The sequence below is a fragment of the Caballeronia sp. M1242 genome (genome assembly GCF_017220215.1).
GTDB lineage: Bacteria > Pseudomonadota > Gammaproteobacteria > Burkholderiales > Burkholderiaceae > Caballeronia.
Genome location: NZ_CP071129.1, coordinates 177,593 through 192,949 on the forward strand (window position 1 = coordinate 177,593; position 15,357 = coordinate 192,949).

Below are 15,357 nucleotides of genomic sequence, written 5' to 3' on the forward strand. Positions count from 1 at the left end.
CCCTTTTTGCGGACCTCGCGACCACTCTAGCAATGAACCGGCCCCTGCGCCAGCGCACGCCGCGCGCGTTAGCCGTTCGGCAGAGGGGCGCGGTGCTATCGGACGCAATATCGCTGAAAGCCTTGCCGATACTCGGTTGGCATACGAGTTGCATAAGTGGCGCGACCTTTTCTCAACGCGTTCTCAGCGGAACGGCAGGCGGAAGGATCAGGCAACCACAGCGAGGGACACATGAAACTCATCACCGCAATCATCAAGCCGTTCAAGCTCGACGAAGCGCGCGAGGCGCTTTCGGCCATCGGCGTTTCGGGTATCACCGTCACGGAAGTGAAGGGCTTCGGCCGCCAGAAGGGGCACACCGAGCTGTATCGCGGCGCGGAGTACGTCGTCGACTTCCTGCCGAAGGTGAAGATCGAGGCAGCCGTTTCGGACGACATCGTGGATCAGGCAATCGAAGCCGTCGAACGCGCGGCCCGCACGGGCAAGATCGGCGACGGCAAGATCTTCGTCACCGCAATCGAACAGGTGATTCGCATTCGTACCGGCGAGACCGGCGCGGACGCGCTCTAAGAAAAATCGGCGATAAGAGGAACCAGAAGAATGCGCAACTTTTTGATGTCATTGATGGTGGCGGGCGCGCTCATCGGCGCGAATGTCGGCACCGCACTCGCAGAGGACGCGTCCGCTCCGGTCGCCGCCTCGGCACCCGCGTCCGACGCCGCTGCGGCGAGCGCATCCGACGCCGCTTCGGCGGCAAGCGCGCCTGCCAGCGCGAACACGGCGATGGCTTCGTCGGCGGAAGCGGCCGCTGCCGCATCGGGCGCGTCTGAAGCTGCGCCTGCCGCGCCGACCGAGCCGTTCTCGGTCGATTCATCCAAGATCAGCTCCGGCGACACCGCGTGGATGCTGACCTCCGTCGCGCTGGTGCTGTTCATGACGATCCCCGGTCTCGCACTCTTCTACGCGGGCATGGTGCGCAAGAAGAACGTGCTCGCGACGGTCATGCAGAGCTTCGCGATCTGCTGTCTCGTGACGATCCTCTGGACGGTGGTGGGCTACAGCATCGCGTTCACGCCGGGCGGGTTGTTCATCGGCGGCTTCTCGCGCGTGTTCCTGCACGGCATGGCCTACATCAAGGGCGACAAGGCGACGACGCTCACCGTCAGCCATCTCGCCTCGACGATTCCGGAGTCGGTCTACTTCGCGTTCCAGTTGACGTTCGCGATCATCACGCCCGCGCTCATCACCGGCGCGTTCGCGGACCGCATGAAGTTCTCCGCGATGCTCGTGTTCATGGCGCTGTGGTCGCTCATCGTCTATTCGCCGATCGCGCACATGGTCTGGGAGCCGACCGGCTGGCTGGCGACGGCAGGCGTGCTCGACTTCGCGGGCGGCACGGTGGTGCACATCAACGCGGGTATCGCGGGTCTGATGTGCTGTCTCGTGCTCGGCAAGCGCGTCGGCTATGGCCGCGAAGTGATGGCGCCGCACAACCTCGTGCTCTCGCTGATCGGCGCGTCGATGCTGTGGGTCGGCTGGTTCGGCTTCAACGCGGGTTCGGCGGTCGCGGCTGATGGCCGTGCCGGCTTCGCGATGCTCACCACGCAAATCGCCACCGCCTTCGCCGCGTTCGGCTGGATGTTCGCGGAGTGGCTCACGAAGGGCAAGCCGTCGGTGCTCGGCATCATTTCGGGCGCGGTGGCGGGTCTCGTGGCCGTGACGCCTGCATCGGGCTTCGTCGGCGTGCCGGGCGCGATCGTGATCGGCATCGTCGCGGGCGTGGTCTGCTTCTGGTCGGCGACGTGGCTCAAGCACAAGTTCAACTACGACGACTCGCTCGACGCGTTCGGCGTGCACGGCGTGGGCGGGATCATCGGCGCGCTGCTGACGGGCGTGTTCGCAGTGAAGGACATCGGCGGGTTCGACGGCTCGGTGCTCGTGCAGGCGAAGGGCGTGCTCGTCACGCTGATCTACTCGGGCGTCGTGAGCTTTGTCCTGCTGAAGATCATCGACATGACCATGGGCCTGCGCGTCACGGAAGAACAGGAACGCGAAGGTCTCGACGTGACGCTGCACGGCGAACACGTCGAATGACGAATGTGCCGCAAGCGTGCGCGTATCGATCGCGCGCGCTGCGGCTACAAGAACGAGCGCAGCGACTTGGCCCGCCTTCATGGCGGGTTTTTTTTGTTTGAAGCGGAATAAACACTGCGCGTCCGGGTTTCGTCCATTGAGGATCGTCTTGCATTGCCTGACGGGGCGCATGAGACCTTGGTAATTGGCGGCTCATCCCCAATTAGGCAAAACAATTGCTCTACAATCTTTGGTCTTCTATCGGCCGGGCGTAACGCTCCGGTCCCGTGCAAAGCTGTCCGCGAGAAATCAATGGTCCCGCACTTAGTTACGGCGTTGAGTGGCCCTCTGCTCGATCTCGAGCGGAAAATCCTCGAGGCCACGCCAGCCATCGAGCGGTGGTTCCGTCTCGAATGGCAAGAGCACACGCCGCCGTTTTACTGTTCCGTCGATCTGCGTAACGCAGGGTTCAAGCTCGCGCCCGTCGACACCAACCTCTTTCCCGGCGGATTCAACAATCTGCCGCAGGAAGTGCTGCCGCTCGCCGTGCAAGCGGCCATGGCGTCGATCGAGAAGATCTGTCCCGACGCGAAGAATCTGCTCGTGATTCCGGAACGCCACACGCGCAACGCGTTCTATCTGGAAAACGTCGCGCGGCTCGCCACGATCATGCGGCAGGCGGGACTGAACGTCCGCTTCGGCACGCTCGATGAAAACATCCACGGCCCGGTGACGATTCCGCTCGCCGACGGCCAGAAGATCGTGCTGGAACCGCTCGAACGCACGCCGCGCAGGCTCGGGCTGAAGAACTTCGATCCCTGCTCGATTCTGCTCAACAACGACTTGTCGGCGGGCATTCCACCTGTCCTCGAGAATCTGCACGAGCAGTATCTGCTGCCGCCGCTGCATGCGGGCTGGGCCGTGCGCCGTAAATCGACGCACTTCTCCTGCTATGACGACGTGGCGAAGAAGTTCGCGAAGATGGTCGAGATCGATCCGTGGATGGTGAACCCGTATTTCGCGCATGTGGAAGGCGTGGATTACGAGGCGCGCACGGGCGAAGAGGCGCTCGCCGACGCCATCGACGGCGTCATCAAGAAGATTGCGAAGAAGTATCGCGAATACGGCATCAGCGAAAAGCCGTACGTGGTGATCAAGGCGGACGCCGGCACGTACGGCAAGGGCGTGATGACCGTGCACGACGCAAGCGAAGTGGCCGCGCTCACGAAGCGCGAGCGCGCGAAGATGAACGACGCGAAAGACGGCCTGCAAGTGCATGACGTGATCGTGCAGGAAGGCGTGCATACGTTCGAGCGCGTGGAGAACGCGGTGGCGGAGCCGGTCGTGTATATGATCGACCGGTATGTCGTGGGCGGCTTTTATCGCGTGCACGATTCTCGCGGGCGCGATCAAAACCTGAACGCGCCGGGCATGCACTTCGTGCCGCTCGGCTTCGAGCACACGGCGCTGCCGGACGCGCACGCGAAGCCGGGCGCCGCGCCGCCGAACCGCTTCTACATGTACGGCGTGGTGGCGCGACTCGGGCTGCTGGCGGCGTCGGTGGAACTCGAAAAGACGGATCCGGAAGCCATTCAGGTGTAAGCGCGCGGCTTGCGGTAAGCTCGCAGGCCGCGTGAACCCAAGCGAAGACTATGGACATTCTTTTTATCGCCGACCCGCTCGATCACTTCAAGATCTACAAGGACACGACCTACGCGATGATGGCCGAAGCCGCGCGCCGCGGCCACGTGCTCTACGCGTGCGAGCCGCAGCATCTCGCATGGACGGGCAGCGCGGTCGAGGCGAACGTGCGCCGCATCGAGATTGTCGGCGACGAAGCGGACAGCGGCCGCTCGCCGTGGTTTTCGGCGGCGGAGGCGGAGAACCTGCCGCTCGCGAAGTTCGGCGCGGTGCTCATGCGCAAGGACCCGCCGTTCGACCTCGAATACGTGAACGCGACGTGGCTCCTCGAAATCGCCGAGCGCTCGGGCGCGCGCGTGTTCAACAAGCCGCAGGCCATCCGCGATCACTCGGAGAAGCTCGCCATCGCCGAATGGCCGCAGTTCGTCGCGCCGACGCTCGTCACGCGCGACCCGGCGCGTTTGCGCGCATTCCACGCCGAGCACGGCGATGTCATTCTCAAGCCGCTCGACGGCATGGGCGGCATGGGCGTGTTTCGCGTGAAGGCGGACGGGATGAATCTCGGTTCGATCATTGAGATGCTGAGCGAGAACGGCGCGCGCATGGTGATGGCGCAGAAGTTCATCCCCGAAATTTCGGCGGGCGACAAGCGCATTCTGGTGATCGGCGGCGAGCCCGTGCCGTATTCGCTCGCACGCATTCCTCAAGGCAGCGAAGTGCGCGGCAATCTCGCGGCGGGCGGGCTCGGCCGCGCGCAGCCGTTGACGGCGCGCGACCGCGAGATCGCTGAAACGCTCGGTCCGGTGCTGAAGGCGCGCGGACTGCTGCTCGCCGGGCTGGACGCCATCGGCGACTATCTCACGGAAGTCAACGTGACGAGCCCCACGTGCTTCCGCGAGATCATGGATCAGACGGGCTTCGACGTGGCGGGCATGTTCATCGACGCGCTGGAGCGCGCAGTCGGCTGACCGTGCATTTGGCGCACTGCAAAACGCGCGCTGCCAGCACTGTTACAATTGACTTCCCGTCGGCTTGCGAACTGGGGCTGGAACAGCTTCTGCGAGCCTGCATGACGGGAAGGCCGCCCGCGCCGCCGGTTGATTTCCCGACCGGCCGGATGCATATATGGCCTGTGACACGCGACGCTCGCGCGTTTTCGAGCGATGTCTGACGTTTTTGTCGCTACAGAGGTAGCAATCCCGACATGGCTGGCATTCTGATCATCGCGCACGCACCATTCGCCACCGCGCTTCGTGAGTGCGTCGCTCATATCTACGGCGGCTTGCCCGCGCGCATCGGCGTCATCGACGTGACCGCCGACTGCGATCCCGTCGAGGTCCGCGCATTCGCCCGCTCGGAAATCGACCGCCTGAAGGAAGACAACGGCGCGATCGTGCTTACCGACGTCTTCGGCGCGACGCCCGCCAACATCGCGGCGAGCCTCGCGGAAGCCGACGTGCGCGTGCTCGCGGGCGTCAATCTGCCGATGCTCGTGCGCGCCGTCTGCTATCGCGCCACGCCGCTCGATACGCTCACGGAAAAGATTCTGCAAGGCGGGTCGAAGGGCATTCAGGAACTCGATTCGTCCACGCCGCTCAATCCCTGCGCGCTCGCAACGACAGTGGCCGGCTCGCCGGATCCCGCCTGTTCCGCGAGCGCCGATCTCGCTGCCGCTAAAGCCGCGAGCCACTGACGCCGCTTCCCTCATCCACTCGCGTTTCGGAGCATCATGCAGCAACAAGAAACAACCATCGTGAACAAGCTCGGGCTGCATGCGCGGGCATCCGCGAAGCTCACGCAACTCGCCGGCAACTATCAGTCCGAGATCTGGATGAGTCGCAACGGCCGCCGCATCAACGCGAAGAGCATCATGGGCGTGATGATGCTGGCAGCGGGCATTGGCAGCACGGTGACGATCGAAACCGAAGGTCCAGACGAAGCAGAAGCCATGCAGGCGATACTCGGCCTGATCGCAGACAAGTTCGGAGAAGGGCAGTAAGCGCCTCATCGGAAACTGCATGCACGCAACGAAAAGCCGCGCATCGACGCGGCTTTTTTGCGTCTGCTCCATTCAGTGGCGCGGTAACGCGGCGCAATCGGCTCGCTGCCGCCGCGACAGGCCGTGCAGGGACTTTCGAATAGTTCGAACTTATAATTGCCTGTGCGGCCAAGCGCCCGCCGCGGGTCTGGGAGAAACGCGGATACATCACAACTAGAGGAGGTGCGCGTGTCCTTCACGCTGCATGGAATTCCCGTATCACGAGGCATCGCCATCGGGCGAGCGTATCTCATTGCGCCGGCCGCGCTCGACGTCGCTCATTATCTGATCGAGCCGGATCAGATCGACGCGGAGATCGCGCGTTTTCATGCGGCGCAGGCCGCCGTAGCCCAGGAACTCGAAGCACTGCGGGAAGACCTCGCCGCCGACGCGCCCACCGAAATGGGCGCGTTCATCGACGTCCACATGATGATCCTGAACGACGCCATGCTCGTGCAGGAAACCATCGACCTCATTCGCGCGCGCCGCTACAACGTCGAGTGGGCGCTCACCGAGCAACTCGAAATTCTGGGCAGCTTCTTCGACGACATCGAAGACGAATACCTGCGCGAGCGCAAGGCGGACATTCAGCAAGTCGTCGAGCGCTTGCTGAAGGCGCTCGCGGGCGCGCCGACGGCGGCGTCGCTCGTCGTGCACACGGCCGCGAGCAACGGACACAACGAGATGATCGTGGTCGCGCACGATATCGCGCCGGCCGACATGCTCCAGTTCAAGACGCAGGCGTTCAAAGGCTTCGTGACCGATCTCGGCGGGCGCACGTCGCATACGGCGATCGTCGCGCGCAGCCTCGGCATTCCGGCGTCGGTCGGCGTGCAGCAGGCGAGCGTGCTGATTCGCCAGAACGATCTGATCATCGTGGATGGCGATCATGGCATCGTGATCGTCGATCCGGCGCCCATCGTTCTCGAAGAGTATTCGTATCGGCAAAGCGAAAAGCTGCTGGAGCAGCGCAAGCTCCAGCGCCTCAAGTTCTCGCCGACGCAGACGCTTTGCGGGACGAAGATCGAGCTATGCGCGAACATCGAGTTGCCGGACGACGCGCAAGTGGCCGTCGACGCCGGCGCGATGGGCGTCGGCCTCTTTCGCACCGAGTTCCTGTTCATGAATCACAAGGACCGGCTGCCGGAAGAGGAAGAGCAGTTCGAGGCGTACAAGCGCGCGATCGAGCTGATGAACGGCAAGCCGGTGACGATCCGCACGATCGACGTGGGCGCGGACAAGCCGCTCGATTCGATGACCGGCGGCGATGGCTACGAAACCGCGCCGAACCCGGCGCTCGGCTTGCGCGCGATTCGCTGGAGCCTGTCCGAGCCGCAAATGTTCGTGACGCAACTGCGCGCGATTCTGCGCGCGTCGGCGTTCGGCCCGACTAAGATTCTGATTCCGATGCTGGCGCACGCACAGGAGATCGACCAGACGCTCGATCTGATTCGCGAAGCGAAGCGCCAGCTCGACGACGCGGGCATCGCCTACGACCGCAAGGTGCAGATCGGCGCGATGATCGAGATTCCGGCGGCGGCTATCGCGGTGCGGCTGTTCCTGAGCCGGCTCGACTTCCTGTCGATCGGCACGAACGATTTGATCCAGTACACGCTCGCCATCGACCGCGCGGACAACTCCGTCGCGCATCTTTACGATCCGCTGCATCCGGCGGTGCTGCATCTCATCGCGCTGACCTTGCGCGAGGCGAAGCGCGCGGGCGTGCCGGTCTCGGTGTGCGGCGAAATGGCGGGCGATCCGGCCGTCACGCGCCTCTTGCTCGGACTGGGCCTGACCGAATTCTCGATGCATCCGAGCCAATTGCTCGTCGTGAAGCAGGAGATTTTGCGCTCGAATCTGAAGGCGCTGGAAAAGCCGGTCGCGGATGTGCTCGCGGCTTACGAGCCGGCCGAGCTTCAGGCTGCGCTCGCGCGTTTGCAGAAAGCCTGAGCTTCATAGATGACGCGCGCCGCAGACCGGGCAATCCGGCTGCCGCGCGATCTTCATCGTGTTCCATTCCATGCGCAGCGAGTCGAGCATCATCAGCCGGCCCGCGAGCGTTTCCCCGAAGCCGCCGATCACGCGCAGCGCTTCGGCCGCCTGCATCGCGCCGATGATGCCGACTGTCGGCGCGAACACGCCCATCGTCGAGCACGCGACTTCCTCGAACGCCTGATCCGGCGGAAACACGCATGCATAGCAGGGCGACGCGGGCGAGCGAAAGTCGAACGTGCTGATTTGTCCGTCGAAGCGCAATGCCGCGCCGGACACCAGCGGCACGCCGTGCGCGACGCACGCTGCGTTGATCGCGTGGCGCGTCGCGAAGTTGTCGCTGCAATCGAGCACGACGCTCGCGTGCGGCACGTTCGCATTCAGCCACGCCGCGTCGGCGCGGGCGTTGATCGCCTGGATTTCGATGTCCGGGTTCAGCGCGTGCAGCGTCTGCCGCGCGGATTCCACTTTCGGTTGACCGACCGATTGCGTCGCATGGACGATCTGCCGCTGGAGGTTGGTGAGGTCGACGGTATCGGCATCGACGAGCGTCAGCTCGCCGACACCCGCCGCGGCCAGATACATCGCCGCCGGCGCGCCCAGTCCGCCCGCGCCGACGATGATCGCGTGCGCATCGAGAAAACGCTGCTGCGCTTCGATGCCGATTTCATCGACGAGGATATGGCGGGAATAACGGAGGAGTTGGTCGTCGTTCATCGGCTTGGGGTGCTGCGCGAGCTTCGCGGCACTCACGCCGCGAAGCCCCAGACCAAGATTACTTCGACTGCTGGGCCGTAGGCGACGAAGCCGGCGCCGCGCCCGATGCCGGCGACGAACCCGGCGTCGCGGGCAATGCCGGCTGAGCCACCACCGGCGCCGATGCCGAACGCGCCGGCTTGTTCTGCGCGAGCTTGCGTTCGCTGAACGACTTCGACTCGACGACCGGCTTGCCTTCCAGCTTGTTCAGCGCTTGCTGGAGCATGAAGTCGTCGTTGCTGCCGAACTCCACCGGCTTGCGGTCGCGGTCCTTGCGGCGCTGCTCGGGCGTCTTCTTGTCGTTCTGCTCTTCCAGCAGACGCAGTTGATCCAGACGATCCTGCTCGCGCTGCTCCTGTTCCTTCTTCTCGTTCGGATCCTGAGTGTTCGCGAGGTGATTCGAATAATCCACTTCGCGGGTCACGAGCGCGTCGTCCGGATCGCCGTCCGCGTATTGATCGACCGGCACGTCCGGGCGCACGCCCTGATTCTGGATCGACTTGCCGCTCGGCGTGTAGTAGTACGCCGTCGTCAGACGCAGCGCGGTGTCGGCGGTCATCGGACGAACCGTCTGCACCGAGCCCTTGCCGAACGTCGTCTTGCCGACGATCAGCGCGCGATGATGATCCTGCAGCGCGCCCGCGACGATCTCCGAAGCGGAAGCCGAATACGCGTTGGTCAGCACGACCATCGGCACCTTCTTGAAGACGTCCGGCACGTTCTTCAGCGGATCGGAATCGAAGGACGGCAGACGATAGTTGTCGTAGGTATCGCGGAACGTCTGCTTGGCGTCCGCGATTTGTCCATTCGTCGACACGACGACCGCGTTATCCGGCAGGAACGCGCCCGCCACGCCGACCGCGCTCTGCAACAGGCCGCCGCCGTTATTGCGCAGGTCGAGCACGAGACCCTTCAGGTTCGGCTGCTGGCGCGCGAGGTCTTGCAGCTTCGCCGCGAGATCCGGCACGGTGCGTTCCTGGAAGCTCGTGATGCGGATATAGCCATAACCCGGCTCCGGCACCTTCATCTTGACCGACTGCACGCGGATCAACGCGCGCGTGACGGTGAGCGGGAACGTGCGGTCGTCGCTCTTGCGGAAGATGGTAAGCGTGACCTTCGTGCCCGGTTCGCCGCGCATCTGCTTCACGGCTTTGTCGAGCGTCATGCCGCGCACCGGCTTGTCGTTGATGCGCGTGATGAGGTCGCCCGGACGAATGCCGGCGCGGAACGCGGGCGTATCTTCGATCGGCGAGATCACCTTGATAAGCCCGTCTTCCGACGAAATCTCGATGCCCAGGCCCGCGAAGCGGCCCTTGGTCTGTTCCTGAAGCTCTTCGTAGTCCGTCTTGTCGAGATACGACGAGTGCGGATCGAGGCTCGACACCATGCCCTTGATCGCGGCGGTGAGCAGCTTCTTGTCGTCGACGGGCTCGACGTATTCGTGCTTGATTTGCCCGAACACTTCGGCGAAGAGCCGCAGTTGATCGAGCGGAAGCGGTGACGATGCGGCTTGCTGCGCGGACGCGGAAATCTGCAGAGTTGCGAGAGCGCCGACGGCAACGCCTGCGGCGATCAGGCTGAAGTTTTTCAGGTTCTTTCGCATAGAGGAGTGCGTGCGGAATCGAATGGGCTGCATCGTGGGTGACGGGCCAGTATACCCGCTCGCTTTCGAAGGCGACTTAAACGCAACTTAAATGCCCGGCGTCGCGCGCCGCGACAACTATCGCTCGCTGCGGGCGACGCGCGTGCCTGTCGACGGCGACTGCGCGCGGTCAGGCAGGCGCCATCCGAGGCGTTCGGATGCGAAACGGGCGCCGCCAGCCGACGCCCGCCCACGCCAACTTGGGCGCTGATGCGCGCTTTAGCCCGCCTTGCCCTGCTTCGCGACGGCAGCTTGCGCCGCAGCAATGGCGTCCGCGTCGCCGAGGTAGTAGTGCTTGATCGGCTTCAGGTTTTCGTCGAGTTCATAGACGAGCGGCACGCCGTTCGGGATATTGAGCCCGACGATGTCCGCGTCGGAAATATTGTCGAGATACTTCACGAGCGCGCGCATGGAGTTGCCGTGAGCTGCGATCAGCACCTGTTTGCCTGCCTTGATGGCCGGCGCGATGGACTCGTTCCACACCGGCAACACGCGCGCGACCGTGTCTTTCAGGCATTCGGTCAGCGGCAGTTGCTCGCGGGGAACCTTGGCGTAGCGCGGATCGTTGAACGAGGCGCGCTCGTCGTTCGGATCCAGCGCGGGCGGCGGCGTGTCGTAGCTGCGGCGCCAGATGAGAACCTGTTCGTCGCCGTACTTCTTGGCGGTCTCTGCCTTGTTGAGACCGGCGAGCGCGCCGTAGTGGCGCTCGTTCAGACGCCACGAATGGACAACCGGGAGATACATGAGGTCCATTTCGTCCTGCACGTGCCACAGCGTGCGAATGGCGCGCTTGAGCACCGACGTGTACGCGATGTCGAACGTGTAGCCGGCCTCGCGCAGCAGCACGCCTGCTTGACGCGCCTCGCGGTTGCCCTGTTCGGTGAGATCCACGTCGACCCAGCCGGTGAAGCGGTTTTCCTTGTTCCACGTCGATTCGCCGTGGCGGATGAGCACTAGCTTGTACATGTTTGATAGGTCGGTCAGTTGAGAAATCGGGTGCCCGATCGCACTCCGCCATCCTGCCCTCACGCGTGGAGTGCCGCCATCGGCCGGACGGCCTAGGCCATCGCGGGAAAGGGATATTTTATAATGCTCGGATTGCCCTTATTTCTCTTTCTCCCTTCTCCACTATCTTTCGGCGGCCCTAGACGTGAAGTTCTTCACCGATTACTCGAATATTGCACTCATCGTCATTGCGCTCGTTTCCGGCGCGCTGCTGCTCTGGCCGGCCATCACGCGACGCGGTCGCGGCGGCGTTTCCGCCGCGGAAGCCACCACGCTCATCAACCGTCGCAACGCCGTCGTCGTGGACTTGCGGCCGGCCGCGGAGTTCGCGAAGGGACATTTGCCGTCCGCCCGAAACATCGAGGCGGCGGAGCTTCAAGCAAAAATCGGCCAGATCGCGAAGAATAAGAGCAATCCGGTCGTGCTTGTCTGCCAGACCGGCCAACAGTCTCAGCGTGCCAGCCGCGCCGTGTCGGAAGCCGGCTACGCTGAGGTCCACGTCTTGCAAGGCGGGGTTGATGCCTGGCAGAAGGCAGGAATGCCGGTCGTGAAACAAGGAGCCGTCAAGTGAAAAAAGTCGTCATGTACAGCACGCAAGTGTGCCCGTATTGCCAGATGGCCGAACGTCTTTTAAAGTCCCGCGGGGTCGAAACCATCGAGAAGGTGCTGATCGACCGTGAGCCGGGGCGCCGCGAGGAGATGATGCAGCGCACCGGGCGCCGCACTGTGCCGCAGGTTTATATCGGCGACACGCACGTCGGCGGTTACGACGATCTTTCGGCGCTCGACCGCAAGGGTGGTCTCGTGCCGCTGCTCGAGTCGGCCTGACATCACCACACGCTGCCCGGCCATGCGCCGGGCAACCGATTTACCTAGGAAATCACTATGTCCGACGAGAACAACCAGCCGTTTTTCAACATCCAGCGCATTTACCTGAAGGATATGTCGCTCGAGCAGCCGAACTCGCCCGCCATTTTCCTCGAACAGGAAATGCCATCGGTTGAGGTCGAAGTCGACGTGAAGGCCGACCGTCTCGCGGAAAGCGTCTTCGAAGTGCTGGTCACGGGCACGGTCACGGCGAAGGTCGCCGACAAGGTCGCGTTCCTGATCGAAGCCAAGCAAGCCGGCATCTTCGACATTCGCAACATCCCGGCTGAGCAGATCGATCCGCTCGTCGGCATTGCGTGTCCGACGATTCTGTTCCCGTATCTGCGCTCGAACATCGCCGACGCGATCACGCGCGCAGGTTTCCCGCCGATCCACCTGGCGGAAATCAACTTCCAGGCGCTGTACGAACAGCGCATCGCCCAGCTCGCGAGCGCGCAGGAAGGCGCGGCGAACGGCGCGACGCACTGAGCGTCACCCGCACTGACTCTGCCGAACCGGAGCCGAGCATGAAAGTAGCCGTTCTCGGCGCCGGCGCGTGGGGCACCGCATTGGCGGGCCACCTCGCGGCCCGGCACGACACTCTGCTTTGGGCGCGCGACGCCGCGCTCATCGAATCTCTCTCTTCCTCGCACGAAAACACGCGCTATCTCGCGGGCGTCGCGTTGCCGCGCGCGCTTTCGTTCGAGGCGAATCTTGACGTCGCGCTCGCGCATGCCGCTGCGCCTGATGCACTCTGCGTCGTCGCCACGCCCGTCGCGGGTCTGCGCGCGCTGTGCCGCGCGATGCGGCAGGCGGGCGTCGTCCCCGCGCATATCGTCTGGCTGTGCAAAGGCTTCGAGGCGGACACGCAATGTCTGCCGAACGAAGTCGTCGCGGCGGAGCTGCCCGAGCATCGCAGCAACGGCACGCTTTCAGGCCCGAGCTTCGCGCGGGAAGTGGGGCGCGGCCTGCCGGTCGCGTTGACGGTGGCGAGCGCATCGGCGCAGCTATGCGCGCAGACCGTCGCCGCGTTTCACCACGGCGCCATGCGCATCTATACGGGCGACGACGTCATCGGCGTCGAAGTGGGCGGCGCGGTAAAGAACGTGCTCGCGATCGCCACCGGCATCTCCGATGGCCTCGGCCTTGGTCTGAACGCCCGCGCCGCGCTCATCACGCGCGGGCTCGCGGAAATGTCGCGGCTCGGCGTGGCGCTGGGCGGGCGCGCCGAGACGTTCACCGGCCTCACCGGCTTGGGCGATCTGATTCTGACCGCGACCGGCGACCTGTCGCGCAACCGCACGGTCGGCGTGCAACTGGCGTCCGGCCGCACGCTCGACGAGATTCTTGCTGCGCTCGGTCATGTGGCCGAAGGCGTGCGCTGCGCCCGCGCGGTGTTGTCGCTCGCGCAGTCCCGCGGAATCGACATGCCGATCACGCACGCGGTATGCCGCGTGCTCTTCGAAAATGTCGCGCCGCGCGACGCGGTGCAGGCGCTGCTCAGCCGCGATTCGAAGGCGGAATAGCGCGACGTTTCTCTCGGAGACGCGCATGGCGAAGCTCGAAGCCGTTCTCGCCGACATCACCACACTTCACGTCGATGCCATTGTCAACGCGGCGAACAAATCGCTGCTGGGTGGCGGCGGCGTCGATGGCGCGATTCATCGCAAGGCCGGCAAAGGTCTCTTGCGTGAATGCGAAACGCTCGGCGGCTGCGAAACCGGCGATGCGAAGATCACCGGCGCCTACGATCTTCCCGCCAAGTACGTGATTCACGCCGTCGGTCCGCGCTGGAGCGGCGGCAAACGCAACGAGGCGCAGTTGCTCGCGAACTGCTACCGGCGTTCGCTCGAACTCGCCGCCGATGCGCGGTGCGCGTCCATCGCGTTTCCGGCCATTAGCTGCGGCATCTATCGCTTTCCTGTCAAGGACGCGGTGAACATCGCCGTGTCGACGGTCATCGAGACGTTGCCGCTTGCGCCTTCAATCGAACACGTCGTCTTTACGTGCTTCAGCGACGACATGCTCGCGCTCTATCGCGCCGAACTCGACGCTCACGCGCCGCCCTCGAAGCCCGACTGACGCCACGCTTCGAACGTCACGATCGCCACCGTATTCGACAGATTCAGACTGCGATTGCCAGGACGCATCGGCAGCCGCACGCGCTGTTCCGTCGGAAAGCGTTCGAGCAATTCCGCCGACAGGCCGCGCGTCTCCGCGCCGAACACGAACCAGTCGCCGGGCTTGAACGCATGATCGAAGAACGGCGTCGAGCCGCGCGTCGTGAAGGCGAACATGCGCGTGGCGTCGGGCGATTCCTTCGCAATGAACGCATCCCAGTTCGCGTGGACGTTCATTTCGGTGTACTCGTGATAGTCGAGACCGGCGCGGCGCATCTTCGCGTCGTCGAGCGGAAAGCCGAGCGGCTCGATCAGATGCAGCCGCGCGCCCGTGTTCGCGCACAGGCGGATGACGTTGCCGGTATTCGGCGGGATTTCAGGTTCGACCAGTACGACGTTGAACATGGATGGCAGTGCTTGGCTACGGGGTTAGTCTTTCGGGGTGCGCAGCGCGACGAAGTTCGTCACGCGCCGCGCGCCCGCGAGCTTGAGCGTGCGAGCGAGGGCATCGAGCGTTGCGCCGGATGTCATCACGTCGTCCACGACGCCGACATGTTTGCCGCGAACATCGCCCTCGACGACGAACGCCGACGCGACATTGCGCCTGCGCGTGTCGGCATCCAGCCGCGACTGCTGCGCGGTGTGGACGGTGCGCGCAACGAGCATCGGATCGGCCGGCACGCATAGGCGCTTGGCGAGCGGACGCGCGATTTCCCACGCCTGGTTGTAACCGCGCTCGACGAGCCGCTTGCGCGAAAGCGGCACGGGCACGATTACGTCGGGCGTCGGCAGGCCGCTGTCTTCGAAGGTCGCGTGCAAGTGCCGCGCGAACTCCGCGCCCGCCGCGAGACGCACGCGGAACTTCAATTCGACCGCCAGTGTATCGAGCGGCGCGCGATAGTCGGCGATGGCGAGCGTGTCATTGAACGCGGGCGGGTTCTCGAGGCACGCGGCGCAGTGCGCGCGCGTGTCATCGCGATCGCGTCGGAGATAGGAAGGCGCGAGCGGTATCGCGCAGGTCGCGCATCGGAAACGCGGCTCGTTCCAGTATTGCTCATCGCAGCCGGCGCACAGCAATTGCTGCGACACATTGCCGCATAACGCGCACTGGTTGGGCAGCGCGAGTTCGAACGCGCGCTTCGCGAGAGCCGCGAAGGCGCGCGCCGAAGACGGCAGCAAATCGCGGAGGACGTACATGGCTGAAAGCGCGTGAGGCGGGCTCG

17 protein-coding genes are annotated in these 15,357 nt (G+C 64.3%); 12 read left to right on the plus strand and 5 right to left on the minus strand.

The window, feature by feature from the left end; genetic code table 11:
* Nucleotides 1-231: 231 nt before the first annotated feature.
* The 7 genes from JYK05_RS00835 to ptsP all read left to right on the plus strand — a co-directional run bounded on the left by JYK05_RS00835 (nt 232) and on the right by ptsP (nt 7,702).
* On the plus strand, nt 232-570 hold the full coding sequence (locus JYK05_RS00835) for a P-II family nitrogen regulator (RefSeq protein WP_014190273.1): 339 nt from the start codon (nt 232-234) through the stop codon (nt 568-570).
* 30 nt (nt 571-600) lie between these two features.
* The gene (locus JYK05_RS00840; protein ID WP_206467414.1) at nt 601-2,094 is read left to right on the plus strand and encodes an ammonium transporter; all 1,494 of its coding nucleotides are present in this window, start codon (nt 601-603) and stop codon (nt 2,092-2,094) included.
* 291 nt (nt 2,095-2,385) lie between these two features.
* Nucleotides 2,386-3,675, plus strand: a complete 1,290-nt coding sequence (gshA, locus tag JYK05_RS00845; protein WP_206467415.1) for a glutamate--cysteine ligase — start codon at nt 2,386-2,388, stop codon at nt 3,673-3,675.
* A gap of 50 nt (nt 3,676-3,725) precedes the next feature.
* A complete protein-coding gene (gshB, locus tag JYK05_RS00850) occupies nt 3,726-4,682 on the plus strand; it encodes a glutathione synthase (protein WP_206467416.1) in 957 nt (318 codons plus the stop codon).
* Nucleotides 4,683-4,918: 236 nt separating this feature from the next.
* Complete coding sequence (locus tag JYK05_RS00855) at nt 4,919-5,407, plus strand: PTS sugar transporter subunit IIA (protein ID WP_175939218.1); 489 nt, start codon at nt 4,919-4,921, stop codon at nt 5,405-5,407.
* Between the two features lie 36 nt (nt 5,408-5,443).
* A complete protein-coding gene (locus JYK05_RS00860) occupies nt 5,444-5,713 on the plus strand; it encodes an HPr family phosphocarrier protein (RefSeq protein WP_159835102.1) in 270 nt (89 codons plus the stop codon).
* 228 nt (nt 5,714-5,941) lie between these two features.
* Nucleotides 5,942-7,702, plus strand: a complete 1,761-nt coding sequence (gene ptsP, locus JYK05_RS00865) for a phosphoenolpyruvate--protein phosphotransferase (protein ID WP_175939220.1) — start codon at nt 5,942-5,944, stop codon at nt 7,700-7,702.
* Between the two features lie 3 nt (nt 7,703-7,705).
* On the opposite strand, the gene JYK05_RS00870 is transcribed toward ptsP, so the two are convergent.
* The 3 genes from JYK05_RS00870 to gpmA form a co-directional block, all read right to left on the minus strand.
* Nucleotides 7,706-8,461 carry a molybdopterin-synthase adenylyltransferase MoeB gene (locus JYK05_RS00870; protein ID WP_206467417.1) on the minus strand — a complete coding sequence of 252 codons (756 nt, stop codon included), beginning with the start codon at nt 8,459-8,461 and terminating at the stop codon, nt 7,706-7,708.
* A gap of 58 nt (nt 8,462-8,519) precedes the next feature.
* The gene (locus JYK05_RS00875; protein WP_206467418.1) at nt 8,520-10,103 is read right to left on the minus strand and encodes a S41 family peptidase; all 1,584 of its coding nucleotides are present in this window, start codon (nt 10,101-10,103) and stop codon (nt 8,520-8,522) included.
* Nucleotides 10,104-10,361: 258 nt separating this feature from the next.
* Complete coding sequence (gpmA, locus tag JYK05_RS00880; RefSeq protein ID WP_206467419.1) at nt 10,362-11,108, minus strand: 2,3-diphosphoglycerate-dependent phosphoglycerate mutase; 747 nt, start codon at nt 11,106-11,108, stop codon at nt 10,362-10,364.
* 184 nt (nt 11,109-11,292) lie between these two features.
* On the opposite strand from gpmA, the gene JYK05_RS00885 reads away from it, so the two are divergent.
* From JYK05_RS00885 to JYK05_RS00905, 5 genes are read left to right on the plus strand one after another with little or no spacing between them, the layout of a single operon-like run.
* Nucleotides 11,293-11,718, plus strand: coding sequence for a rhodanese-like domain-containing protein (locus JYK05_RS00885; RefSeq protein ID WP_175939227.1), 426 nt, complete (start codon nt 11,293-11,295; stop codon nt 11,716-11,718).
* Nucleotides 11,715-11,975: a glutaredoxin 3 gene (gene grxC / locus JYK05_RS00890; protein WP_175939229.1), complete on the plus strand. Its 261-nt coding sequence runs from the start codon at nt 11,715-11,717 to the stop codon at nt 11,973-11,975. Before JYK05_RS00885 ends, grxC begins: the two co-directional genes overlap by 4 nt.
* Before the next feature lie 57 nt (nt 11,976-12,032).
* A complete protein-coding gene (gene secB / locus JYK05_RS00895) occupies nt 12,033-12,503 on the plus strand; it encodes a protein-export chaperone SecB (RefSeq protein ID WP_175939231.1) in 471 nt (156 codons plus the stop codon).
* 38 nt (nt 12,504-12,541) lie between these two features.
* A complete protein-coding gene (locus JYK05_RS00900; RefSeq protein ID WP_206467420.1) occupies nt 12,542-13,540 on the plus strand; it encodes an NAD(P)H-dependent glycerol-3-phosphate dehydrogenase in 999 nt (332 codons plus the stop codon).
* A gap of 25 nt (nt 13,541-13,565) precedes the next feature.
* On the plus strand, nt 13,566-14,096 hold the full coding sequence (locus tag JYK05_RS00905) for an O-acetyl-ADP-ribose deacetylase (RefSeq protein ID WP_206467421.1): 531 nt from the start codon (nt 13,566-13,568) through the stop codon (nt 14,094-14,096).
* Here the strand turns inward: JYK05_RS00905 and trmL are convergent.
* A complete protein-coding gene (trmL, locus tag JYK05_RS00910) occupies nt 14,069-14,539 on the minus strand; it encodes a tRNA (uridine(34)/cytosine(34)/5-carboxymethylaminomethyluridine(34)-2'-O)-methyltransferase TrmL (RefSeq protein WP_206467422.1) in 471 nt (156 codons plus the stop codon). The genes JYK05_RS00905 and trmL overlap by 28 nt on opposite strands.
* 24 nt (nt 14,540-14,563) lie before the next feature.
* Nucleotides 14,564-15,331, minus strand: coding sequence for a ComF family protein (locus JYK05_RS00915; RefSeq protein WP_206467423.1), 768 nt, complete (start codon nt 15,329-15,331; stop codon nt 14,564-14,566).
* Between the last annotated feature and the right edge of the window lie 26 nt (nt 15,332-15,357).